Here is a 23,240-nt window from a genome sequence, read left to right as displayed (position 1 = left end):
AGAAGTTTTTCCTTGTTTTAATGGTTAGCTTATAATTTAAGAGTAAGCATTTATAGGGTTATTAAATGCTTATTGGATGCGACAAATATGTGAACAATTCTTTTAAAAAAAAAATCAAATAGTCATTGAAAGTTCTGTTTTTTTTTCGCATGTTACTCTCAAAATCAACGAGCCTCTAAATATATAATTTTTAAGTTAAAAATGGGTTTAAATTCACATTCTTTTCGGGTCCGATATGCAGAAACCGACCAAATGGGAGTCGTTTATCACGGCAATTATGCACAGTATTTTGAGATGGGCCGGGTGGAGTGGTTAAGGTCCTTGGGAATTACCTACAAAAGTATGGAGGAGAATGGGGTTATGTTGCCCGTAATTTCCTTACGTATTGATTACAAAAAGTCTGCGCTTTACGATGACCTTATTACGGTTAAAACAAAGCTGAAATCCAAACCCATGGTCAAGATAGAGTTCGATTACGAGCTGATAAATGAATCTGGTGAGCTGTTGGCCGTTGCAAATACAGTTTTGGCCTTTATGGACAAGAAAACGGGAAGACCCATTAAGTGTCCGGAATATATCTTGGAAAAACTGAATGATGGATTCTTAGGTGAACCGTAGGAGGAATTCAGATGTCAGTAATGGGTAGAGGCTTTGAGTTACTGGATATTTTATCAATTATGTAATGGGCGTTATGGCCACAGCTTGCATTTCATCGAAAATTTGAAACACGTCTTCGGACTCACTTAACCGGACAGAAATAACAAAATCACAATCCAGCTCCATTTTTTGTGAAACAATGTCCAGATTTTTCTGTTTGATGATACGCATTACCTTATCCATGTCTGCATAACCAAATTGCAACCGGTATTGCGACTTAATGATCTTTTTTACGATCTTGGAATTTTCCAGGGCCATTTGTGCTGCAGTTTTGTAAGCCTGTATCAATCCTCCGACCCCAAGTTTGGTGCCGCCAAATATCCGGGTCACGGTGATGAGTACATTGGTAACATCAAAAGATTGTATTTGGCCATAAATGGGCATGCCGGCCGAGTTGTTCGGCTCCCCATCATCATTGGCCCTATAGATTGGATTTTCCGTTCCCAATTGCCATGCATAGCAAACATGGTTGGCCGTATGGTATTTTTTTCTCAGCTCCTCTACGATGGGTTTTACATCATCTTCGGATCTAATGGGGAAAACCTGTGCATAGAATTTACTCTTTCTATCCTTATATAGTATCTCCTCGGAAGGTCGATGTAAAGTTTTGTAGGTATCCGGTCGCTCCATTAAAACAAAGCTACCAATATTATACTCAAAACGGAGAGTGCTACACCTGCCCAGTTTTTAGGTGTAAGTTTTTCCTTGAACAGTAGAATACCGATCAAGGTAGATAGCATAACGATCGCCACATTGTTTATGGTAAATATAGCGGCACTGCTTAATAGGTCCGACCGTAGCGCACGGATAAGAAAATAGATGGAAAAGTAATTGGGTATGCCCAAGGCAACTCCGCCCAGTACATTTTTCATGTTCAATTTCATTTCCTTTTTGTTGGGTCTAATAGCGATAAATACCAATCCCGATAAAGCTGCGAACCCAAAGATCATGGACGAAAAAATTGGAATTTCAGGGTCCGATAAATGTTCTTCTTCAAAATACTTAATGCTGGAATCAATAACCCCGGAACCTAAAAACACCAATATGGGCAGTATTAAATGTTTACGGTCCACATGGATTCCCTTTCCCTTACCGGACACCAAATACACTGCGGCCAATGCCAACAGGATACCTATGGTCTCGAATGCACTTAACTGCTCCCTATATAATAGAACGCCTAGCAATACCGGTATTACAAGCGACATTTTTGTGGCCACAGATGCTACCGATACACCGGCAACCTGCGATGTTTTTGCCATTAAATTAAAAATAGTGATGAAAAGCACCCCCATAAATATGGGTCCCCATATCCAAGATGCGCCCAAAATTTGTTGTATTTCCAATGGTTGGTCGTACAGTAATAATCCAACCGAGCAAGCCGTAAAGTAATTCACTATAATGGCGATCAGGGTCTGTACTTTGTACACATCGTACAGTTTAAATACCACAAAAATCCAAGTGGAACTCAGTACACTAAGGGCTAGGTAGAGCATTTATAATTTCGATTTTAATTGGATTATGTCCTCTTTCCCTACAGCTATGTTCCAAGTGTTTATGCCCAATGCGGCGGCGGCATCGGTATTCTCGCTCACATCGTCCACAAAATAAGTTTCTTGGGGCACTAGGTTGTTTTCCTGCAATACAAATTCGAATATTTCGCTGTCCGGCTTTCGCATACCGATTTCGTAGCTCAGGTAAAACACATCAAATGCATTTTTGAACCTATTATAGCGTTCCATCCCCATTTCTTGCTTTACACATTCTATATGTAAGTCGTTCGTATTGCTCAGCAATAACAGTTTGTATTCGTTTTCTGCGGCCAACTGCTCAATAAAGTTCAGTCGCTTTTCGGGAAAATCCAATAATATGGAGTTCCAGGCATCCACTAAGTATTCCCTGCTGGCATTTGGGAAATAAGAGGAAACACTGTCCAAAAACTCCGAAGAACCCAATAGTCCTTTCTCATAATTCTGAAACAGCTGTTCCAAATCTGGCGTTATGCCACTAAAACCATGTTGGACCATGGCTTTTGCGGTGGCAGGTTTATCCAAATTAATAAGTACATCGCCAAAATCGAGAATTATATTTTTAATCATTTATATATATGGATAGGGTGTCGGTTAAAATTTGTGTTCTTTTTTGCAATATTCCTTGATGTTTTGGTGCGGGCAATCCATTTTTAAAGCGAACGGAACCTTTAAAGACCCGTGCTTCGTCCCATAAATTTTCATCTATAAAGGTTTGAAGTGTTCGTGAGCCTCCTTCAACAATTACACTAATGATGTTGTGCCTGTATAGAGCATTGCAAATTTGTTGAGCCAAAGGTTTTGAAAAATCAACCAAGGTGTAATCCACTCCTTTAATATTTTTTTTCCCATTGGTAACCTCGGTCAGTACGATTGTTTTTACGGAGGCATCCAATACGTGAAAACGTTGGTCTAATTTTAAATCACGGTCCAATACCACACGAACCGGGCTTTTACCGGACCAATTGCGAGTGGTCAAACTTGGGTTGTCTTCCAAAACGGTTTTTGTACCTACCAGAATTGCTTGCTCTTGACTTCGCCATTGGTGCACCAACTGTTTGGAATGGGCATTGGTGATCCAAAAAGGCTCAGGGTTGTCACTTCGCTTAGCGGCATCGGGAGCTAAAAAGCCATCATCGGAAGCGGCCCATTTTAGAATTATGTAAGGCCGTTTTTTCTCCATATAGGTCAGAAACCGCTTGTGGTGTGCCCTACATTCGTTTTCAAGAATGCCGACCGTAACCTCACATCCGGCAGCTTGTAATTTTTTGATGCCTTTTCCGGCTACTTTATCATGTGGATCCTGTAACCCAATAAAAACCTCTTTGAGTTTATGTTTAGCAATTAAATCAGCACAGGGGGGTGTTTTTCCATAGTGGGAACAGGGTTCTAAAGTAACATATAACGAGGCTTCTTTCAGCAAAGTTTTGTTCTTCACCGAACGTATGGCGTTTACCTCTGCATGTGGACCACCATAAGGATCGGTAAAACCCTCTCCAATAATTTTGTTATTATGCACGATAACACAGCCCACCATAGGGTTTGGCGCTGTAGTTCCCAGACCTTTTTTGGCCAGTTCAATGCAGCGAAGGATGTATTTTTGATGTATCTTCACCCGGCAAAAATAGAACAATAATAGCACAAAATGGGAGATACGGCGATTCGAGAAATAACCCCCGACGACAACCCTCAGGTGGCCCAGGTAATACGAAAAGTTTTTGAAGATATGGGAATTCCCAAAGTGGGCACTGCCTATGCCGATAAATCCTTGGATGATATGTTTTCAGCTTACAATGTGCCCAAAGCAGCTTATTTTGTGGTGGAGCACCAAGGAAGGATTGTCGGATGCGCCGGTGTAGCACAACTGGACAACTACGATGGCAACGTATGCGAGTTGCAAAAAATGTATTTTTTGGAAGAGGCCAGAGGGAAAGGGTTGGGCGCGCAAATGATCCATGTATGCTTGCAAAAAGCAAAGGAGTTCGGTTTTGAGGCATGTTATCTGGAAACCATGCCTTATATGGAAGCAGCGCAAAAACTTTACAAAAAGAACGGATTTGACTATATCGACGCCCCAATGGGCAGTACGGGACATTATTCCTGTCCGGTCTGGATGCTTAAAAAATTATAATGCAACTAAAAGAAGTCAAAAACATTTTCCATAAGGAATTGGGCGACATTTACCCAAAAGAAGAGATCGATTCTTTTTTTTACTCTTGCATAGAGCATTATCTAAATCTGCAACGTTTTGTTTTGGCCATACAGCCCGGTTTAACCGTGTTAAAGGAAGAGGAGCAGCTGCTTTTTGAAGCTTTGTCCGAATTAAAAATGGAGAAACCCATACAGTATATATTGGGAACTGCCCATTTTATGGACCTGGAATTACAAGTAAATAAAAATGTACTGATTCCACGGCCCGAAACAGAGGAATTGGTTGGGTGGATTCTGGATGATTTTCTAGTGAAAAAACCGTCTAAAAAGGACGCTGGGCGAAGTCGAAGCGTAATTTCGACCCCGCTCAATGACCGTTCGTTTAAAATTCTTGACATTGGAACAGGAAGCGGGTGCATTGCAATAGCATTGGCCAAACATCTACCGGGTGCTAAAGTATATGCACTGGATGTTTCCGAGGGAGCGTTGAGCGTTGCTCGAAAAAATGCGGAAAAGAACGAAGTGGATATTACATTTTTGCACCATAACATTCTGAATCCTGGACTTGAACTTGAGCCTGAACTTGTGTTTGATGTAATTGTATCCAACCCGCCCTATGTCAGAGAGTTGGAAAAAAGTCAAATCCATAAAAACGTGAAAGATTTTGAACCCCATACGGCGCTATTTGTCCCAGATAACGATCCGTTGGTGTTTTACAGGGCAATTACAGATTTTGCTGAAAAATATTTATCAAAAAAAGGAAAGTTGTATTTTGAGATCAATCAATATTTGGGAGACGAGACCAAAGCGCTTTTCCACACCCAGCACTTTTCGGAAATTGAAATGCGCAATGATATTTTTGGTAACCCGAGAATGTTAAAAGTTGATAGAAAATGAACATCCAAGAACAAATAGCATCGCTTCGTAACGAACTTCGCGAACACAATTATAAATATTATGTGCTCGACGAGCCTTCCATTTCCGATTATGAGTTCGATATGAAGCTCAAGGAACTCCAAAAATTGGAAGAAGAACATCCGGAATTTTATGATGCCGCATCACCAAGTCTGCGAGTAGGTGGTATGGTGACCAAAAATTTTGAAACCGTTGCCCATGAACATCGTATGTATTCTTTGGGCAATTCGTATTCCAAGGAGGATTTGGAAGATTGGGAAAAACGTATCCAGCGGATTTTGGGCGATGTGGAAGTAGAATTCACATGTGAACTCAAGTATGACGGGGCCTCTATCAGTCTAACCTATGAAAATGGAAAATTGGTCAAAGCCGTTACCCGTGGCGATGGTTTTCAGGGGGATGATGTAACTAACAACATCAAGACCATAAAATCTGTTCCCTTACAATTAAAAGGGGATTATCCATCAAAATTTGACATTAGGGGAGAGATTATTTTGACACTCGAAGGTTTTGCTAAAATGAACGCCGAGCGGGTGGAAGCGGGCGAGGACCCTTACATGAATCCAAGGAACACGGCTTCCGGCAGTTTAAAATTACAAGATAGTGCTTTGGTGGCACAGCGTCCGTTGGAATGTCTGTTGTATAGTGTGGTTGGCGACAATTTGGGAATCAATTCGCAGTTCGAGATGTTGGAGAAAGCGCGTTCTTGGGGATTTAAGGTCCCAACCGTGGCCAAATTGTGTAAATCTACCGATGAGGTGCTTCAATTTGTAAATCATTGGGACACAAACCGTCATCATCTGCCCTACGAAACGGATGGTGTAGTGGTCAAGGTGAACAGTTTGCAACAACAAGAGGAATTGGGTTATACGGCGAAGTCGCCCCGTTGGGCCATGGCCTATAAATTTAAGGCTGAGCAGGCCGTGACCATTCTCAATAAGATAACCTATCAAGTGGGGCGTACCGGCGCGATCACCCCTGTTGCCAATCTTGAACCGGTTTTGCTGGCAGGGACTACGGTAAAGCGCGCATCCTTGCACAATGCGGACCAAATAGCCAAGTTGGACGTTCGCGAAGGGGATACCGTTTTTGTGGAAAAGGGAGGAGAGATTATTCCAAAAATTGTGGGGGTTGATTTTACCCAACGCAGTCCAGACTCAAACCCCACCCAGTATATTGCCCATTGCCCTGAATGCGGAACGGAACTGATCCGAAAAGAGGGCGAAGCCCAACATTTTTGCCCCAATGATGTAGGTTGCCCGCCGCAGATAACCGGCAGGATCCAACATTTTATTTCGAGAAAAGCCATGGATATTGAAGGTTTGGGGGGAGAAACCGTGGAATTATTGTTTAAGGAGGGTTTGATTCAGAACTATGCTGACCTTTACACGTTGACCAAAGAACAAATTCTACCATTGGAACGAATGGCGGATAAATCTGCTGAAAATTTGGTGAATGGAGTGCAAGCTTCAAAAACCATTCCGTTTGAACGTGTCCTTTTTGCTTTAGGAATTAGATATGTTGGAGAAACCGTGGCCAAAAAATTGGCAAAGGCATTCAAGGATATTGATGCTTTGATGACTGCTTCTCACGAAGAGCTTGTGGCTGTGGATGAAATTGGGGATAGAATAGCGGAAAGTGTACTCGATTTTTTCTCGGAACCTGCAAATGTTGAGGTGGTAGATCGATTAAAATCTTACGGTCTTCAGTTTTCGTTGTCCGAGGAGCAATTGGAAAATCAAACAGAGTTGCTAAAGGGGCAGACATTCGTTGTTTCTGGAGTATTCGAGACCATTAGCCGAAACGATTTAAAGAAGATGATAGAGGATAACGGAGGAAAAGTCTCTTCTTCCATTTCTTCAAAAACCAGTTTTTTGGTCGCAGGCGATAAAATGGGGCCCAGTAAACGAACCAAAGCGGAAACCTTGGGTGTGCCCATTATATCGGAACAGGAATTTTTGCAAAAATTGGAAGTATGAGGCCAAAGACTTTTAAGCAATTTGCATCTAGCTTAGATTTGGATGTGCCGCCAAACGATTGGCCCGAAGCTTTACAATCTTTATGGTTCGACGCCAAGGGAGATTGGGAAGCGTCCCATAATATAGCCCAAGACCTCCCTACGACCATGGGTAGTTGGATCCATGCCTACTTGCACCGTAAGGAAGGGGATAAGTGGAATGCCGGATATTGGTACGATAGGGCAGGCCGTTCTTTTCCAAATTATAGTTTGGAGGAGGAGTTAGAAGAGTTGGTGGAGGCTAATCTATAGCCTTATTTGTTCTACTGATTTTCCTAAACCCTAATACTCACTCCCTTGGCAGAGGCTTTACTATCGGCATCAAAATAAAAATCGATTCGCCCTACATTGATACCGTAGCAGCCCACTTGGTTCACCAGTACTGAATTGCCGTTTTGGTTGATACGCACATCGGGCTGGTCCAAAAAGGTGTGGGTATGCCCGCCAATGATAAGGTCGGTGTGGTACGTTTGCTGTGCCAATCGAGTATCGCACGGTCTATCCGGTTCTTTGTAGTCATAACCCAAATGAGAGAGGCAAACGATCAAATCACATTGTTCCTCCTCTTTGAGTTTTTTTTCCATGTCCAAGGCGATATCAAAAGGATCCAGATATTGGGTTTCCTTGTACAGTTTTTTGGTTACCAGACCATCTAACTCTATCCCGAGTCCGTAAACGCCTATTTTTAGGCCATCCACAGTATAAATTTTGTAAGGCTTCACGTAACCATCCATTACGGTATTGGAAAAGTCGTAATTGGCAGAGATCATTTCAAAGGAGGCATTGGGCATTTGGGCCAATAAGCCATCAATTCCATTATCAAAATCATGATTGCCCACCGTGGCGGCATCATAGTTAAGGGCGCTCATTAGTTTAAACTCCAATTTACCACCATAAAAGTTAAAATAGGGAGTGCCTTGAAAAATATCCCCGGCATCAAACAACAGCGTGTTCGGATTTTCGTTGCGAATTTGTTCCACTAAGGTGGCCCTGCGGGCCACTCCGCCCAAATTAGGATATTTGGAATGGGAATTGGGAAAAGAATCGATATGGCTGTGCACATCGTTGGTGTGCAAAATCGTGATATGCTTTTTGCCCAGGTTGGTGCATGAGGCCAAGCTAAGGCCGCCAAGCCCCACCAATGTGGAGGCAGCGGTGGTATTGGTTATAAAATCTCTTCTTTTCATTTAATCCAATTGTTTTATGCGGTCGTCTACTTCAGATTTTAGGGTATCCACTTTTTTTAGGTGGTCGATGATGGCATTGCGCAGAAGATAATCGATTTCTGTTGTGGAAACGATTTCGTCGAAAAAGCCAACGCTCGGACCTCCATTTACCAAGTAATCGGAGGTGGCCACGTAGTAATTTCGACTTTCATCAAAAGGTTGCCCTTTAATATTTACGGACTCCAAGGAACGGTTTTTGTCCGTTAAAATCTGTAATCGGGAAACGGGGTGGGGTCTCGAAGATTTGGCTACAAAATCAATAAGTTTCCTAGCGGCCGAACCGCTCAGTTCTACCACCACGATATAGTTTTCAAAAGGCATTACTTCATATGCGTTTCTTGCACTTACGTTGCCCTGCGAAATTATGGAGCGAACACCCCCGGCGTTAAGTACAACAAAATCCAGTTCTTTTCCGGTTCTGGAATTAAATATGGGCGCAGTTTCTTCAAAAACGATATCCGCCATTAGGTTGCCCATGGATGTGTTGCGTTTCCCATCGTTCAATAAAAGAGGTTGGGGGGCGTAGGCCAATGTACTGTCCAGTACTTCATTTATCCTACTTCGGAAAGGAGCAATATACTTTTCAATGGAGTCGTTTCCGGTATAGGTGGTGTCCACAGGAATCTGCTGTCCCTTGATTTCTGTTAGTTGGACAGCATCATTTTTGCATGAAACCACAACAATCAATGTTATAAATATAACAAAGTGTTTAATTTTTAAAATCTTCACAAGCGTATCTTTGTTAAGTCGTCTTGGTATAATATTTACCTTTGTAAAAATCATCAAAAATATGTTTTTGAAAGGACTCCAAGACAAATTTAAAGTTAAATCCGGGCTAAAATATTTAAAGGAGGAAATGGAAAAACCTCCTAAGTCCGTGACCAGGGAGAAGGGAGTTGCCAGCATTGGCTGTATAGTGGATGTGGACAATTTCTCCAAAGCGGAGGTCTTTTATGAACTGATCGAAGAGTTTTCGTTAAGGCCCAATGCCATTAAGATCATAGGCTATAAAAGTGAATACGATAAAAACTCGCCCTACGCCATTCAAATGTTTTCGGACAAGGATCTTGGCTGGAAAGGGCAAATAGAAAATGGCTATGTTCTTGAGTTTTTGGGACGGGAGTACGATATCCTTATCAATTATTACGAAAGAGATAGTTTAATGATGAAGCTGTTGTCCGTTAAAACACCTGCCCGGCTAAAGGTCGGTCTCGCTGCCCAAGACCCCAAGGTCAACGATTTGATTTTAAATACACCCTTGAACGATTTTGAATTGTTCAAGAGCGAATTAAAAAAGTATTTAAAGGTCTTAAAAGAAATTTAATAAAATGGAGCAGTTTGTTGGAACAGGTGTGGCCTTGGTCACTCCTTTCAAAGATGATTTTTCGGTGGATGCAAATGCACTGGCAAAAATTGTTGAATACAATATTCAGGGCGGCACGGATTATTTGGTGGTATTGGGCACAACGGCCGAAACGGCCACACTTTCCCCGGCCGATAAACAATTGGTGGTCGATGTTGTAGTGCGGACCAACGCGGGTAGACTGCCGTTGGTTTTGGGTGTTGGCGGGAACAATACAATGGCTGTGGTCAAAGATCTGCAAATGTTAGATCTTTCCGATTTTGATGCGATCTTATCTGTTTCGCCCTATTACAACAAACCAACACAGGAAGGGATTTATCAACACTTTAAAAAGATTGCCAGCACATCGCCCGTTCCAATAATCCTCTATAATGTACCCTCGAGGACAGGAAGCAACATGTTGCCAGAGACAACGTTGAGATTGGCACAGGATTTTCCCAACATTGTGGCCATAAAAGAAGCATGCGGGGAAATGGCTCAGATAGATAAGATCATTCAACAAAAACCAGAGGGATTTTTGGTGATCTCCGGAGACGATTCCACGGCTTTACCTACCGTTCTGGCAGGTGGGTCCGGTGTGATTTCCGTTTTGGGCCAAGGTTTGCCCTCCCTTTTTTCTGAAATGATACAATTGGGATTGGATGGTAGCGCCAAGAAAGCATTCCAAATCCATCATACATTATCTCCGTTGATGGGTCAGATTTTTGAAGAAGGAAACCCGGCAGGAATCAAAAGTATCTTTGAACATAAGGGAATCTGCACAGCCGCTGTTAGGTTGCCATTGGTCGAAGCCTCCCAAAACCTTAAGGAGAAAATCAACAATTCATTGAAAAAACTGGACAAGGCCGCTGTTTAAAAATAGTTAAATGTTGCACAAATTGTTGTGTGTTGGCCAATGTACCCTTTACATTTGAGAGGTAAAATTCATTTTTTATATCCATTCAATATCACTAATTTTGCAAAATGTTTTTGAAAATGAGGTCAATACTTCTCTTCTGTTCAGTAGCAGTTTTTCTCGTATCCTGCAGCGAGTACCAAAAGGTACTTAAGGAAACCGATGTAAAGGCCAAGTACGATATGGCCGAAAAACTTTATAACGAAGGTGATTATAAAAGAGCGGTGCGTCTGTTCGAACAGATAGCGCCAAAGTATGTGGGCAAACCACAAGGGGAGAGGGTTATGTTTTTCTTTGCGGATTCTTATTTCAAGAACAAGGATTATTATTTGGCCGGATACCAGTTCGAACGTTTTGTAAAGTCGTATCCACGTAGCGATAAAATCCAAGAAGCCAGTTTCTTGGGCGCAAAAAGCTATTATATGCTTTCCCCAAGGTATTCGCTGGATCAGTCGGAAACAGATAAGGCATTGGCAAAACTCCAGACATTCATCAATAATTATTCGGAATCGGAGTATTTTGAGGAAGCCAATACAATGGCCAAGGAGTTAACGGCGAAAAAAGAAAAGAAACAAATTGAGATTGCCAAGCAGTTCAATAAACTGGGAGAATTTAACTTGCCGGTTTTGGTTTCCGCCATCACGGCATTCGACAATTTTATCACAGATAATCCAGGTTCCATTTACAGGGAAGAAGCGCTATACTACAGGATAGAAGCTTCCACCCTGTTGGCATTGAACAGTACGGAGGATAAGAAAAAGGAGCGCTTGGAAGACGCGCTCAGTTCCTATAAAAATTTAATGCGTTATTTTCCAGAAACGCAGTTTAAGAAAGAAGCTGATAAGCTCGCGGAAACAGTTCGAGAAGAATTGAGCGCTTATCAAAATACCACATTGTCCAAATAAAAATTAGTTTTTAAACCACTGCACATGCAAGATTTGAAAAACACCAAGGCACCGGTTTCCACTGTTACTCTTAACAAAAACGAGTTCGACGCAAAGACCGAAAATGTTTATGAAGCCATTTCGATTGTGGCAAAAAGAGCGGTTCAGATCAACTCCGATATTAAAAAAGAGTTGTTGGAAAAGCTAGAGGAATTTGCCACCTACAGCGATAGCTTGGAAGAGGTATTCGAAAACAAGGAGCAAATAGAGGTTTCCAAGTTTTACGAGAAACTGCCAAAACCACATGCGCTTGCCGTACAAGAGTGGTTGGAAGATAAAATCTACCATAGAAACACAGAGAAAGACTCTTAAGTAATGCTGGGCGGTAAAAATATCCTTTTGGGAATTTCCGGGGGAATTGCCGCGTACAAAACCACATTTCTGGTAAGGTTACTGATCAAAGCTGGTGCACAGGTCAAAGTTGTTATGACCCAGAGCGCCAGCTCTTTTGTTTCTCCACTTACGCTTTCCACCCTTTCCAAAAATCCAGTCTTGCTCGATTTTATAAATGAGGAAGACGGGAGTCTGTCATGGAACAACCACGTGGAACTTGGCCTTTGGGCGGATATCATGATCATAGCCCCGGCCACGGCCAATACCCTTTCCAAAATGGCCAATGGAACCTGCGACAACCTGTTGTTGGCCACATATTTATCAGCTAAATGTCCGGTATATTTTGCACCGGCGATGGATTTGGATATGTACAAGCACCCTTCTACCGAGGCTTCTATAAAAAAACTGGAATCCTATGGAAACAGTTTGATTCCTGCCGAGTCCGGTGAACTTGCCAGTGGTTTGCATGGCGAAGGCCGAATGGCAGAACCTGAAAATATAATTTCTTTTGTTCAAAATGATTTAAGCAAAGGACTTCCTTTGTCTGGCAAGCAAGTATTGATTACCGCAGGACCAACACACGAGGCAATCGACCCTGTTCGCTTTTTGGGCAATCGTTCTACTGGCACCATGGGTTTTGAATTGGCCAAGAAAGCGGCCGACTTGGGGGCAAATGTAATTTTAGTGTCAGGTCCAACGCATTTGAACGTAAATCATAATAATATCCAATTGATTCGGGTGGCCTCTGCACAAAATATGTACGAAGCCTGTCACGAACATTATGGGGATGTCGACATTGCTATATGTGCTGCCGCGGTGGCAGATTATCGTCCTAAGTCCATTGCTTCGGAAAAATTGAAGAAGGACGACGATTTAAATATTGAACTGGAACGTACACCGGATATTCTAATGTCGCTTGGAGAGGCCAAGACCACCCAGTTCTTGGTAGGTTTTGCCTTGGAGACCCAAAATGAGCTTGAAAATGCCAAAAACAAACTCAAAAGAAAGAATTTGGACGGCATTGTGCTAAATTCATTAAAAGACGATGGTGCGGGATTTGGGGGGCACACGAATAAAATTACCTTTATAGATAAGAATTCGGGGATAAAAACGTTTGATTTGAAAACGAAGCCCGAAGTAGCTTCCGATATTTGGGAAGAAATCATCTCCAGAATCCATGCGTAACATACTTTTTGTCATTTTTCTTTTGTTTGCTGTCTTAAGGACCTATGCACAGGAACTCAATTGTCAGGTCACTGTAAACTCGGACCAAGTAGGGCAGACCAATCAGCAGATATTCAGGACACTGGAGCGTTCGCTCAACGATTTTGTGAACAAGACCAAATGGACCAATAGGGTGTACAGGGAAAACGAACGGGTCAATGCCCGTATGTTCATCACGGTTACCCAATACGAATCGGACCGTTTCGAGGCCAATATCCAAATACAGTCCACCAGACCGGTGTTCAATACATCTTACGAAAGCCCTGTTTTTAATTACAAGGACAATGCCTTTAATTTTCAATATCAGGAATTTCAGCCTTTGGTATACAACCCAAACTCATTCGATTCCAATTTGGTTGCGGTAATCTCGTATTATGTTTATGTTATGTTGGGTTTGGATGCCGATACTTTTTCTTTGGAAGGGGGCAACGATTTTTATCGTAGGGCGCAGAATATCGTAACTCAGGCACAAAGCTCCAGCTATAGTGGATGGAGTCAAGAAACCGGGGATAGGAGCCGTTTTGAACTTGTGGACAATCTTTTGAGCAATTCTTTCAGGGAGTATCGGATTGCCATGTACAATTACCACAGAAAAGGACTCGATATTTTGGCGGACAATAACAGTACGGGAAAACAAATCATTATGGGGAGCCTTCGCCTGTTCGAAACATTGATCAGTAGAAGACCGAACGCATTTTTGATTCAAACCTTTTTCGATGCCAAATCCGAGGAAATCCAAAACATCTTTTCCGATGGCCCCAACGTGGACGTTGTAAAACTTAAAGAAACCTTGAACAAGGTGGCCCCATTTTACTCCAGCACTTGGAATGAGATAAAATACTAGGGCAGTTCTATAAAGAGGATTATCTTTACGGATAAATTCTTCAATATTGTTAGCAAATCTTTCCATTCAAAATTATGCGCTCATCGATGATGTAAGTGTGTCATTTTTCGACGGTTTTACAACAATTACCGGGGAGACCGGAGCAGGAAAATCCATACTGTTGGGAGGTTTGTCCCTAGTCTTGGGAAAACGAGCCGACTTATCCTCTCTAAAAAACAAGGAGCAAAAATGTGTGATCGAAGCTGAATTCGATATATCCAAATACCAGCTTAAACCATTTTTTGAGGAAAATGACCTTGATTATGAGGAAACCACCATCCTGCGCAGGGAAATATTGCCCAGTGGCAAATCCAGGGCGTTTGTAAACGATTCCCCTGTTACCCTTGATGTAATGCGATCGTTGGGCGATCAATTGGTAGATGTACATTCCCAGCACCAGACCATGCGGCTTACCGATAACGATTTTCAGATGAAGGTGCTCGATGCCCTTGCAAACAATGCAGAATATCTTTCTAATTATGCCAAGTCCTTGGATGAGCTGAAAAAGGTGTCGAAAGAACTCCAAAAATTAGTGGATTTCCAGTCCGAGGCGTATAAAGAGCAGGATTACAATACCTTTTTGTTGAAAGAGCTTGAGGATGCCAAGTTAAAGGAAGGCATGCAGGAAGAACTGGAGGAGGAGTATGAGCAACTGAACAATGTGGAACAGATTATGGAGCAATTGTCCGCAGGGCATCAGTTGTTGAACGATGAGCAATTAGGGGTCGTTGGGCGCCTAACTGACCTAAAACGGGCATTCCAAGGCTTAGTGGATTTTGGAACTGACTATAAAACATTGTATGATAGAATTCAATCCGTTCTGATCGAGACCGATGATATTGCTTCGGAACTGGAACGATTAAAAGATGGAGTGGAGGCCGATCCGGAACGGTTGGAAGTGGTTAACGGTCAATTGCAACAATTATACGATCTTCAGAAAAAACACCATAGCGATTCGGTAACGGATTTAATCGAAATTCGCGAGGAACTGGCCAAAAAGCTCGAAACCGTGGCCAATATCGAAGATAGTATAGGACAAAAACGAGAAGAGGTAGATATGCTCACGCAAAAAACGGATGCTTGGGCAAAAAAAATAAGTGAAGGCAGAAAAGCTGTAATTCCAAAATTGAACGAAAGGCTGCAAAAAAACCTGGCATCGCTCGGCATGCCGTCCGCTACATTTAAAATTGAGGTAAACTCTTCTAAATCATTTAAAACCAACGGAAAAGATGATTTGGTATTTTTGTTTTCAGCTAATAAAGGTTCCAATTATGGAGAGTTGAAAAAGGTAGCTTCGGGAGGGGAAATGTCCCGTATTATGTTGACGATAAAATCCATTTTGGCGGAATATGAGAGTTTGCCGACCATGATGTTCGATGAAATAGATACGGGCGTCTCAGGTGAAATATCCAACCGAATGGGGGAAATTATGCAACAAATGAGCAGTACCATGCAGGTGTTCTCTATTACGCACTTGCCGCAGGTCGCATCTAAAGGAAGCTATCAATTTAAAGTTTACAAACAAGAAAGCTCGGAAGGTACAAGTACGCACATTAAACAATTGAGCAAGGATGAGCGTATCCAGGAATTGGCAGAGATGTTGGGTGGCAAGTCCTTATCCGAATCCGCCTTGGCACACGCCAGGGAGCTGCTGCAGTAAAACCATGGGATTTATAGAAATTTCACTATCAAAATTGTTGATCACTACCTTGTATTTAGCTCAGGGCCTTATTAAAAAAAAGCATCTGAAGATGTTATATGCACAAACAAGTTGAGTAGGACAGGAATCTAAATACTTGTGCAGGATTAACATTCAATTAGTTTAAATATCTTTGTCGAACAATTAACAATCGCAAAAAATTATGGCATACAATCTTTTAAAAGGTAAAAAAGGAATCATTTTTGGGGCTTTGGATTCGAATTCCATTGCTTGGAAAACCGCAGAACGCGTTCATGAAGAAGGAGGTGAGTTTGTTTTGACCAATGCACCCATTGCCATGCGAATGGGACAAATAAACGAATTGGCAGAAAAGACCAACTCTCAGATTGTTCCTGCAGATGCCACCAACGAGGAAGATTTGAAAAATCTCGTTGAGCAGTCCATGGAAATTTTGGGCGGAAAACTGGATTTTGTGCTACATTCCATCGGAATGTCCGTAAACGTTCGAAAAGGAAGACATTACACGGACGAGAACTATAGCTTTACCGAAAAGGGTTGGGATGTGTCCGCATTGTCTTTTCACAAAGTAATGCAATCGCTATACAAAGCTGAGGCCATGAACGAGTGGGGAAGTATTGTTGCCTTGACCTATATGGCGGCTCAAAGAACATTTCCGGACTATAACGATATGGCCGATAACAAGGCGTACTTGGAGTCGGTTGCAAGAAGTTTTGGATACTTTTTTGGAAAAGAACACAAAGTAAGGGTGAATACCATTTCGCAATCACCGACACCCACTACGGCAGGGCAAGGGGTTAAAGGCTTTGATGGATTTATCAACTATGCGGAGAAAATGTCACCTTTGGGCAACGCATCAGCAGACGATTGTGCAAATTACACGGTATCTCTTTTCTCTGATCTTACCAAAAAGGTTACCATGCAGAACCTATTCCATGATGGTGGATTCTCCAATACAGGTGTAAGCCAAGAGGTGATCGATGAATTTTCAAAGTAAGATTACATTCCAATAAATCAAGATCAATTCGAGCGTAGCCCAAATATTTGTCAAACCAGGCAATGAAATTTTGGATTACGCTCGTACTGATGTTTCGCCACAGAACCTCGCTTTTTGATGAACACATTTTTTTCCATAATAGTTCCGGTTTACAATAGGCCCGAAGAGGTTCGTGAGCTATTGGAAAGCTTGCAATCGCAGAATTATGCCGAGGATTTTGAAGTGGTTATTGTGGAGGACGGATCTGCCGATAGTTCTGAGCAAATGGTAAACTCTTTTCGGGAAAACCTTCAGATTTCCTACTATTTCAAAGAAAATTCCGGGCCTGGCGACTCCAGAAACTACGGAATGGAACGCGCAAAAGGGAATTACTTTATAGTTTTGGATTCGGATTGTATTCTCCCAAAACAATATTTGTCCGAGGTCGATAAAGAACTTAAAAAAGAGTTTGTCCATTGTTTTGGCGGTCCTGATGCCGCCGACACTTCTTTTACTACAATTCAGAAGGCCATCAACTATGTAATGACCTCTTTTTTGACCACAGGAGGGATTCGTGGGGGCAAAAAAGCAGTAGGCAAATTTCAGCCCCGTAGCTTTAACATGGGTATTTCCCGAGAGGCTTTCGAAAAGGCCGGAGGGTTTGGCAGGATTCATCCCGGAGAAGACCCTGACCTTACTTTTCGAATCTGGAAAGCAGGTTTCGATACAAGGTTGTTTCCAGATGCCTACGTCTACCACAAGAGGCGTATCGATTGGAACAAATTTTATATTCAGGTGAATAAATTTGGCAGTGTACGCCCCATTTTGAACAAATGGCACCCCGGAACGGCGAAACCGACCTATTGGTTCCCTACTTTGTTCATATTGGGACTGAGTGTTGCGATCATTCTTTCAATCTTTGGACTTTGGTTGCCATTATTGCTCTATGTATTCTATTTTTCGATCCTGTTTTTGGATGCATTGATCAAAAGTAACAACCTAATTGTGTCATTTTTGGCCATATTTGCTGCTTTAATTCAGTTTACCGGATATGGAATTGGTTTTTTCAAGTCCACAATGTTGCTTAACTTTAGTAGTAAGGAGCCAGAGGAACTGTTTCCAAAATTGTTTTTCAAGAAAAAGTAAAAGTGTTCAAAAGGGTATTGCATGGCCTCAATAAAAAGAAAGTGAAGGTGTTTTCACTTTTCTTGTTATGCTCATTTTTGGCATGGTTTATCAGTAATCTTTCCGAAACCTATGAGTCCCGGACAATTTTTACATTAAATTATCGCAATTTGCCAGATTCATTATTATTGGGTAAGAATACCGAAAATCAAATAGAAGCAAAACTACGGACCAGTGGATTCCAGTTTTTATACTATAAAATTTTTAAACGACGAATTGATGTGGACCTGTCCCAAGTAATTTATAGCAATGGCGGTTATGTTATAGGCGAAGATGCCCTCAAAAAGCAAATGGATCAGCAATTGTCCCAAAATATTTCTCTGTTGGAATTGGGCAGGGACCCGTTGGAAGTAGATCTGTACCAAGTGAATTCCAGAAAAATACCAATACAGCCTAAATTGGACCTTAAGCTTAAACAGAATTATATTTTGGACGGTAAAATCTCAATGTCTCCCGATTCTGTGGTGGTCAAGGGGCCTAAAAATGAAATCGATACTATTCAAACCATAAAAACCGCTATTGTTCAGCTTAGTGATGTAAGCGCGGATTTTTCGAGAACTGTATCCTTGACTTTTCCAAAAGGTCTGGACAATAGTATTTTTTCAATCTCCACCGCTACAATGAGTGGCAAGGTGTCCAAGTTTTCTGAAAAAATATTCGAGGTTCCGATCAATGTCGTTAACGTGCCGGAAGGCTATCAGATTAAAACCTTCCCGAATACCGTCACCATACTTTGTAAGGCCACTATAGATAGATTGAAGGAAATCGCCGCATCTGACTTCGAAGTTGTGGCCGATTACGAACAACTGGCAGGTTCCGGCAGTAGCACCTTGTTTCTGGATGTGGTACAGAGCCCTCTAAAAGTATATGACATTAAATTGGAAGATAACAGTGTAAACTTTGTTTTGGAACAACAATGATGATAGTTGGACTTACAGGGGGTATAGGCAGCGGTAAGAGCACAGTGGCCAAAATGTTCAAGGAGCTTGGAGTGCCCGTGTACGATTCGGATAAAGAAGCCAAAAAGTTGATGGTGGACTCCAAAGAAGTAAGATTCAAAATTGAGCAGTTGTTGGGTAACAATGCCTATGCTAATGGCGGTTTAAACAGACAATATATTGCCGGTAAGGTGTTTAAAAGTCCGGAACTACTTCAAAAATTGAACAATATTGTGCATCCGGCAGTTAGAACCCACTTTTTGGAATGGGCCAAAAGGCAAGAAAGTCCCTATGTAATCCAAGAGACTGCATTGATTTTTGAGAACGGGGCACAAGAAAAATATGACCGTACCATTTTGGTGACCGCTCCGGTCGAAAATCGAATTCAAAGGGTCATCGATAGGGACAATGTGGGCAAGCAAGCGGTTTTGGACCGAATGGAAAATCAGCTGAACGATGAAAAAAAGCAAAGAATGGCCCATTATTCAATAGAGAACCTGGACTTGGAGAAAACCAAGGAAAAGGTTAAAGAACTACACCTCAAACTTTTAGCAATGGCCATTAAATTTTAACATTTATGTTAAGTTTTGGTTAAACGCTCAAATTACTAAATGTTAAATTTTTAATTTTACCCCAATGAACAAGAAGCTATTCGTTCTTCTGGTTGTTCTTATGAGCTTATCCCTTTTGGGGATAATTTTTGTGCAGGTATATTGGATTCGAACATCCATAAACGACAAGGAAGAACAATTCTCAAGAACAGTTACGGACATACTGGATAAAGTAGCGAGTAGGGTGGAGAAACGGGAGATGAAGGAATACTCGGACCGTTTGGCTTCTCTTGCAGATAGTGTTGGTGAGCCAAAAAGTGCCCATTACAAAAATTTTATGTTTGTAGAAAGGGACCTTAATTCGGACGAAATCCTTTTCTACTCACATGGTATCCTGGAAGAAGATTACACAATAACCTCGGCGTTCTTTGATAATGGATTGGGTGGAAACGATTCCACTACATTTAAAAACTTTACCAGCCGAAGAACCAAAAGTGTTTTTAAGGAAGAATTTGGTATTGATGGTAAAAGCTATAGTTTAACTCCAATTGAGAAAGTAACCAATATCGGTAAACTCGACAAAATTGAGTTAGCTGCATGGGAAGATGTGTTTATGGAGTATTCCAAAACACAACCCATACACAAACGGGTTTCCAATCAAGAACTGGAACTTCTCCTTGGTCAAGAATTGAGCAATAGGAATATTGATATCGATTACGAATATGGTGTTTACAGTCAAGGCTATCCTACTAAAATAAGATCCAGAAAGTTTAAGTTCTCTGGCTCTAAAATGTACAAAGCCCCAATTTTCAAGGATAGTGAGGGAGTTTCCAATTTCTCATTGCTGTTAACCTTCCCGAGTATGAAGAAATACATATTCAGTTCGGTGATGGGAATGGCCGTATTGTCCTTTGTGTTCACGTTGGTAATTTTATTGGCGTATTCCAGTGCCATTTACCAGTTGATCAAACAAAAACGGATTTCGGAGATCAAATCCGATTTTATCAACAACATGACACACGAGTTTAAAACGCCCATTGCCACCATAAATTTAGCGGTGGAGGCCATTAGGAACCCAAAATCCATTGAGGATAAGGAAAAGGTGTTGCGATATTTGGGCATGATTCGTGATGAGAACAAGCGCATGCATGCGCAAGTAGAAAATGTCCTGAGAATATCCAAGTTGGAGAAAAACCAATTGGACATAAGTAAAGATAGGGTAAACATGCACGATATTATAACCGATGCCATCGCCCATATCGAGTTGATTGTTCAGGATAGAGGGGGGTATGTAAATGCCCATCTCGATGCAGAAAGATCGGAGGTTTTGGCCAACGATATGCACTTGACCAATGTGGTGGTCAATATTTTGGACAATGCCGTAAAATATTCACCGGAAACACCAAAGATTGATGTGTTTACCGAAGTGGCAAAGAACAGCATAATAATAAAAGTACAAGATCAAGGCTCGGGAATGAGCAAGGCAGTACTCAAAAAAGTATTTGAAAAATTTTACCGGGAACATACCGGCGATATACACAACGTTAAAGGTCACGGATTGGGATTGGCCTACGTAAAACGAATAATAGACGATCATCAAGGCGAGGTTTATGCCGAAAGTGAAAAAGGAAAAGGAAGCACTTTCTTTATAAAACTCCCTTTAATTTAAAAAGCGAACTATGGATACAGAGAAAAAGAAGATACTATTAGTGGAGGACGATCCAAATTTTGGAATTGTGCTAAAAGATTATTTGAACATGAACGACTTTGATGTTGTTCTGGCCAAAAACGGAATGGAAGGTTTCGAAAAATTCAAAAAGGACAATTTTGATGTTTGTATTTTGGACGTAATGATGCCTTATAAAGACGGATTTACCCTAGCACGGGAAATCCGTGAAAAGAACGAAAATGTTCCGATTATCTTTTTAACGGCCAAGACCATGAAAGAAGATGTATTGAAAGGATATAAAGCAGGTGCGGACGATTATTTGAACAAGCCTTTCGATTCTGAAGTATTGCTTATGAAGTTGAAGGCGATTCTGCAAAGAAAAGCCTCTAGTTCCTTGGCCGACAGCAAACAGTTCGAGTTCGAAATTGGAAACTTCCATTTAAACTCCAAACTACGTTTTCTAAAATATAAAGAAGAGGAGCCCATTAAACTATCACCAAAAGAAAATGAACTTTTACGTTTGTTGGCGCTTCATGAGAATGATCTAATGCCACGAGAATTGGCACTAACAAAGATTTGGAGAGATGACAACTACTTTACATCGAGGAGTATGGATGTTTATATCGCCAAGTTGAGAAAATACCTTAAGAAAGACGATTTGGTCGAGATTTTGAATATTCACGGCGAAGGTTTTAGACTTGTGGTAAAAGCCGAAAACGAGCAATAAATAAGGTTTTCATACCAAAAAAAGCCACCTTTTATGGTGGCTTTTTTTATGCAAAGGCATAAATTATAGAAACGGTCAGTACCCCAACAAAAGCCAATATAGTGGTCATTATGGTCCAAGAACGGAAGGTCTGCTTTTCCGTTATGCCCAAATACTGACCGACCAGCCAGAAACCACTATCGTTGACATGCGAAAATATACTGGCGCCGGATGCAATTGCAATAACCAAACAGGCCAGTTCAATAGAGTTTAAACTGCTATTGACCAATAAGGGGGAAACCAAGCCCGCCGCGGTAATCATGGCAACTGTGGACGAACCCTGAACAATACGGACTATAGCAGCACTAATAAAGGCAAAGGCCAAAACAGGAATTCCTGCATTACTCAAAGAGGAGGCTAAAAGTTCGCCAGCTCCTGTATCCGTTAAAACCTGTTTAAAAACACCGCCAGCACCCGTCAAAAGGATTATGGTTCCTGCTGGGGCCAGGGATTTGGTGGATATCTTTAATAGTTGGTCTTTGGTAAATCCTTTTTTTAGCCCAAAAAAGTACCAGGCCAATAAGTTCGCAATGATCAATGCAGAAAATGGATGGCCGACCAATGCGATAATATTCAATAAATTGGTATTTAAAGCTCCAAAAGTTCCCGCAGAAGCCATTGTATTCAACAAAATCAAAACGATGGGCAGCCCTATAATTAGTAATACTTGAGTAATTGGGGGGAGTTTAGGGTGGTTTTCTTCTTCAATTTCTTCCGGTGCTGCAACAAATATCTTTTTCGAAATGTGTTTTCCGAACCATAGCCCGGCGATCAATGCTGTTGGAATTCCTGCGGCAAAGCCCATCAATATTACCCAGCCCAGATCTACTCCAATAATGTCGGCCACTGCTATTGGTCCTGGTGTTGGGGGGATAAAAGCGTGAGTAATAGCCAAACCTGCCAACAGGGGTATGGCATATAGGAGAAGTGATTTACCGGTCCTACGCTGTAGGGCATAGATCATGGGGACCAATATGATAAAAGCTACATCGAAAAAAACGGGAATAGCAATCAGAAAACCTGAAATTACCATAGCTGAAGGAGCTTTTTTTAATCCAAACTTGGCAACCATAAAATCGGCAATGGCCTTTGCACCGCCCGATGCTTCCAAAAATCCACCAAAAATAGCGCCCAAACCTACCACCGTTGCCACAAAACCCAAGGTCCCGCCCATCCCTTTCTGTACCGTTCCGATGATCTGGCCGGCATCCAGCCCGGCAATAAGGCCAACGGTAATACTACCGATCAATAAAGCAACGAACGCGTGAATGCGGAGTTTCAAAATCAGGAATAATAGAATGGCTATTCCAATAAGAACGGCCAACAGTAGATTAATTTCCATG

The 23,240-nt window shown here is 41.6% G+C and carries 25 protein-coding genes; 18 read left to right on the top strand and 7 right to left on the bottom strand.

Features of this window, described 5'->3' with window-relative positions; genetic code table 11:
- The first annotated feature begins 201 nt into the window (after positions 1–201).
- Positions 202–618, top strand: coding sequence for a thioesterase family protein (locus ABTP35_RS16810; protein WP_293295013.1), 417 nt, complete (start codon positions 202–204; stop codon positions 616–618).
- A 57-nt stretch (positions 619–675) separates the two neighbouring features.
- Here the strand turns inward: ABTP35_RS16810 and ABTP35_RS16805 are convergent, their stop codons facing one another.
- The 4 genes from ABTP35_RS16805 to ribD are packed head-to-tail and all read right to left on the bottom strand — an operon-like array spanning position 676 to position 3,798.
- Positions 676–1,287, bottom strand: coding sequence for a YigZ family protein (locus tag ABTP35_RS16805; protein WP_293295015.1), 612 nt, complete (start codon positions 1,285–1,287; stop codon positions 676–678).
- On the bottom strand, positions 1,287–2,150 hold the full coding sequence (locus ABTP35_RS16800; protein WP_293295017.1) for an EamA family transporter: 864 nt from the start codon (positions 2,148–2,150) through the stop codon (positions 1,287–1,289). Before ABTP35_RS16800 ends, ABTP35_RS16805 begins: the two co-directional genes overlap by 1 nt.
- Positions 2,151–2,753, bottom strand: coding sequence for an HAD family phosphatase (locus ABTP35_RS16795; protein ID WP_293295019.1), 603 nt, complete (start codon positions 2,751–2,753; stop codon positions 2,151–2,153). It abuts the gene before it with no gap.
- A complete protein-coding gene (gene ribD / locus ABTP35_RS16790) occupies positions 2,746–3,798 on the bottom strand; it encodes a bifunctional diaminohydroxyphosphoribosylaminopyrimidine deaminase/5-amino-6-(5-phosphoribosylamino)uracil reductase RibD (RefSeq protein WP_293295021.1) in 1,053 nt (350 codons plus the stop codon). The genes ABTP35_RS16795 and ribD overlap by 8 nt, the downstream gene beginning before the upstream one ends.
- A 30-nt stretch (positions 3,799–3,828) precedes the next feature.
- On the opposite strand from ribD, the gene ABTP35_RS16785 reads away from it, so the two are divergent.
- The 4 genes from ABTP35_RS16785 to ABTP35_RS16770 are packed head-to-tail and all read left to right on the top strand — an operon-like array spanning position 3,829 to position 7,518.
- The gene (locus ABTP35_RS16785; RefSeq protein ID WP_224836688.1) at positions 3,829–4,314 is read left to right on the top strand and encodes a GNAT family N-acetyltransferase; all 486 of its coding nucleotides are present in this window, start codon (positions 3,829–3,831) and stop codon (positions 4,312–4,314) included.
- Positions 4,314–5,231: a peptide chain release factor N(5)-glutamine methyltransferase gene (prmC, locus tag ABTP35_RS16780; protein ID WP_293295025.1), complete on the top strand. Its 918-nt coding sequence runs from the start codon at positions 4,314–4,316 to the stop codon at positions 5,229–5,231. Before ABTP35_RS16785 ends, prmC begins: the two co-directional genes overlap by 1 nt.
- Entirely contained in the window at positions 5,228–7,228 is a 2,001-nt protein-coding gene (gene ligA / locus ABTP35_RS16775) for an NAD-dependent DNA ligase LigA (protein ID WP_293295027.1), read from the top strand. Before prmC ends, ligA begins: the two co-directional genes overlap by 4 nt.
- Positions 7,225–7,518, top strand: coding sequence for a hypothetical protein (locus tag ABTP35_RS16770; protein WP_224836691.1), 294 nt, complete (start codon positions 7,225–7,227; stop codon positions 7,516–7,518). Before ligA ends, ABTP35_RS16770 begins: the two co-directional genes overlap by 4 nt.
- A gap of 23 nt (positions 7,519–7,541) precedes the next feature.
- Here ABTP35_RS16770 and ABTP35_RS16765 read toward each other — a convergent pair whose 3' ends face one another.
- Entirely contained in the window at positions 7,542–8,453 is a 912-nt protein-coding gene (locus ABTP35_RS16765; protein ID WP_293295029.1) for a metallophosphatase, read from the bottom strand.
- A complete protein-coding gene (locus ABTP35_RS16760; protein ID WP_293295031.1) occupies positions 8,454–9,170 on the bottom strand; it encodes a 5'-nucleotidase in 717 nt (238 codons plus the stop codon).
- Positions 9,171–9,282: 112 nt separating this feature from the next.
- On the opposite strand from ABTP35_RS16760, the gene ABTP35_RS16755 reads away from it, so the two are divergent.
- The 13 genes from ABTP35_RS16755 to ABTP35_RS16695 all read left to right on the top strand — a co-directional run bounded on the left by ABTP35_RS16755 (position 9,283) and on the right by ABTP35_RS16695 (position 21,858).
- A complete protein-coding gene (locus ABTP35_RS16755; RefSeq protein WP_224836694.1) occupies positions 9,283–9,816 on the top strand; it encodes a DUF6913 domain-containing protein in 534 nt (177 codons plus the stop codon).
- Between the two features lie 4 nt (positions 9,817–9,820).
- On the top strand, positions 9,821–10,711 hold the full coding sequence (gene dapA / locus ABTP35_RS16750; RefSeq protein ID WP_224836695.1) for a 4-hydroxy-tetrahydrodipicolinate synthase: 891 nt from the start codon (positions 9,821–9,823) through the stop codon (positions 10,709–10,711).
- Positions 10,712–10,818: 107 nt separating this feature from the next.
- On the top strand, positions 10,819–11,655 hold the full coding sequence (locus ABTP35_RS16745) for an outer membrane protein assembly factor BamD (protein WP_293295035.1): 837 nt from the start codon (positions 10,819–10,821) through the stop codon (positions 11,653–11,655).
- Positions 11,656–11,679: 24 nt separating this feature from the next.
- The gene (locus ABTP35_RS16740; RefSeq protein ID WP_224836697.1) at positions 11,680–12,006 is read left to right on the top strand and encodes a DNA-directed RNA polymerase subunit omega; all 327 of its coding nucleotides are present in this window, start codon (positions 11,680–11,682) and stop codon (positions 12,004–12,006) included.
- Between the two features lie 3 nt (positions 12,007–12,009).
- Positions 12,010–13,212, top strand: coding sequence for a bifunctional phosphopantothenoylcysteine decarboxylase/phosphopantothenate--cysteine ligase CoaBC (gene coaBC, locus ABTP35_RS16735; RefSeq protein WP_293295039.1), 1,203 nt, complete (start codon positions 12,010–12,012; stop codon positions 13,210–13,212).
- Positions 13,205–14,095 (top strand): DUF4835 family protein, encoded by an 891-nt coding sequence (locus tag ABTP35_RS16730; RefSeq protein ID WP_293295041.1) that lies wholly within the window; start codon positions 13,205–13,207, stop codon positions 14,093–14,095. The genes coaBC and ABTP35_RS16730 overlap by 8 nt, the downstream gene beginning before the upstream one ends.
- Positions 14,096–14,141: 46 nt before the next feature.
- Positions 14,142–15,794, top strand: coding sequence for a DNA repair protein RecN (gene recN / locus ABTP35_RS16725; RefSeq protein ID WP_293295043.1), 1,653 nt, complete (start codon positions 14,142–14,144; stop codon positions 15,792–15,794).
- A gap of 202 nt (positions 15,795–15,996) precedes the next feature.
- A complete protein-coding gene (locus ABTP35_RS16720; protein ID WP_252079930.1) occupies positions 15,997–16,809 on the top strand; it encodes an enoyl-ACP reductase in 813 nt (270 codons plus the stop codon).
- Positions 16,810–16,926: 117 nt separating this feature from the next.
- On the top strand, positions 16,927–17,934 hold the full coding sequence (locus ABTP35_RS16715) for a glycosyltransferase (RefSeq protein ID WP_293295045.1): 1,008 nt from the start codon (positions 16,927–16,929) through the stop codon (positions 17,932–17,934).
- Positions 17,935–18,083: 149 nt separating this feature from the next.
- Positions 18,084–18,893 (top strand): YbbR-like domain-containing protein, encoded by an 810-nt coding sequence (locus ABTP35_RS16710; RefSeq protein WP_293295047.1) that lies wholly within the window; start codon positions 18,084–18,086, stop codon positions 18,891–18,893.
- Positions 18,890–19,483, top strand: a complete 594-nt coding sequence (gene coaE / locus ABTP35_RS16705) for a dephospho-CoA kinase (protein WP_293295049.1) — start codon at positions 18,890–18,892, stop codon at positions 19,481–19,483. Before ABTP35_RS16710 ends, coaE begins: the two co-directional genes overlap by 4 nt.
- Positions 19,484–19,547: 64 nt before the next feature.
- Positions 19,548–21,131, top strand: a complete 1,584-nt coding sequence (locus ABTP35_RS16700; protein WP_224836705.1) for a sensor histidine kinase KdpD — start codon at positions 19,548–19,550, stop codon at positions 21,129–21,131.
- A gap of 10 nt (positions 21,132–21,141) precedes the next feature.
- Positions 21,142–21,858 carry a response regulator transcription factor gene (locus ABTP35_RS16695; RefSeq protein ID WP_224836706.1) on the top strand — a complete coding sequence of 239 codons (717 nt, stop codon included), beginning with the start codon at positions 21,142–21,144 and terminating at the stop codon, positions 21,856–21,858.
- A gap of 46 nt (positions 21,859–21,904) precedes the next feature.
- Here ABTP35_RS16695 and ABTP35_RS16690 read toward each other — a convergent pair whose 3' ends face one another.
- The gene (locus tag ABTP35_RS16690; protein WP_293295056.1) at positions 21,905–23,239 is read right to left on the bottom strand and encodes a gluconate:H+ symporter; all 1,335 of its coding nucleotides are present in this window, start codon (positions 23,237–23,239) and stop codon (positions 21,905–21,907) included.
- Position 23,240 lies beyond the last annotated feature (1 nt).

Source organism: Flagellimonas alginilytica (assembly GCF_042134605.1).
In the GTDB taxonomy this organism is placed as follows: Bacteria; Bacteroidota; Bacteroidia; order Flavobacteriales; family Flavobacteriaceae; genus Flagellimonas; species Flagellimonas alginolytica.
This window is presented reverse-complemented; position numbering and strand designations above follow the sequence as displayed.

Bases quoted from the DNA above. Each gene is read 5' to 3' on its own strand.
- ABTP35_RS16715 (WP_293295045.1), top strand. From the start codon at position 16,927: ATGAACACATTTTTTTCCATAATAGTTCCGGTTTACAATAGGCCCGAA.
- ABTP35_RS16800 (WP_293295017.1), bottom strand. From the start codon at position 2,150: ATGCTCTACCTAGCCCTTAGTGTACTGAGTTCCACTTGGATTTTTGTG.
- ABTP35_RS16755 (WP_224836694.1), top strand. From the start codon at position 9,283: ATGTTTTTGAAAGGACTCCAAGACAAATTTAAAGTTAAATCCGGGCTA.
- prmC (WP_293295025.1), top strand. From the start codon at position 4,314: ATGCAACTAAAAGAAGTCAAAAACATTTTCCATAAGGAATTGGGCGAC.
- ABTP35_RS16785 (WP_224836688.1), top strand. From the start codon at position 3,829: ATGGGAGATACGGCGATTCGAGAAATAACCCCCGACGACAACCCTCAG.
- ABTP35_RS16700 (WP_224836705.1), top strand. From the start codon at position 19,548: ATGAACAAGAAGCTATTCGTTCTTCTGGTTGTTCTTATGAGCTTATCC.
- ABTP35_RS16765 (WP_293295029.1), bottom strand. From the start codon at position 8,453: ATGAAAAGAAGAGATTTTATAACCAATACCACCGCTGCCTCCACATTG.
- ABTP35_RS16795 (WP_293295019.1), bottom strand. From the start codon at position 2,753: ATGATTAAAAATATAATTCTCGATTTTGGCGATGTACTTATTAATTTG.
- ABTP35_RS16720 (WP_252079930.1), top strand. From the start codon at position 15,997: ATGGCATACAATCTTTTAAAAGGTAAAAAAGGAATCATTTTTGGGGCT.
- ligA (WP_293295027.1), top strand. From the start codon at position 5,228: ATGAACATCCAAGAACAAATAGCATCGCTTCGTAACGAACTTCGCGAA.
- ABTP35_RS16770 (WP_224836691.1), top strand. From the start codon at position 7,225: ATGAGGCCAAAGACTTTTAAGCAATTTGCATCTAGCTTAGATTTGGAT.
- dapA (WP_224836695.1), top strand. From the start codon at position 9,821: ATGGAGCAGTTTGTTGGAACAGGTGTGGCCTTGGTCACTCCTTTCAAA.
- ABTP35_RS16695 (WP_224836706.1), top strand. From the start codon at position 21,142: ATGGATACAGAGAAAAAGAAGATACTATTAGTGGAGGACGATCCAAAT.
- ABTP35_RS16730 (WP_293295041.1), top strand. From the start codon at position 13,205: ATGCGTAACATACTTTTTGTCATTTTTCTTTTGTTTGCTGTCTTAAGG.
- ABTP35_RS16690 (WP_293295056.1), bottom strand. From the start codon at position 23,239: ATGGAAATTAATCTACTGTTGGCCGTTCTTATTGGAATAGCCATTCTA.
- coaBC (WP_293295039.1), top strand. From the start codon at position 12,010: ATGCTGGGCGGTAAAAATATCCTTTTGGGAATTTCCGGGGGAATTGCC.
- ABTP35_RS16740 (WP_224836697.1), top strand. From the start codon at position 11,680: ATGCAAGATTTGAAAAACACCAAGGCACCGGTTTCCACTGTTACTCTT.
- ABTP35_RS16810 (WP_293295013.1), top strand. From the start codon at position 202: ATGGGTTTAAATTCACATTCTTTTCGGGTCCGATATGCAGAAACCGAC.
- ABTP35_RS16745 (WP_293295035.1), top strand. From the start codon at position 10,819: ATGTTTTTGAAAATGAGGTCAATACTTCTCTTCTGTTCAGTAGCAGTT.
- ABTP35_RS16805 (WP_293295015.1), bottom strand. From the start codon at position 1,287: ATGGAGCGACCGGATACCTACAAAACTTTACATCGACCTTCCGAGGAG.
- coaE (WP_293295049.1), top strand. From the start codon at position 18,890: ATGATGATAGTTGGACTTACAGGGGGTATAGGCAGCGGTAAGAGCACA.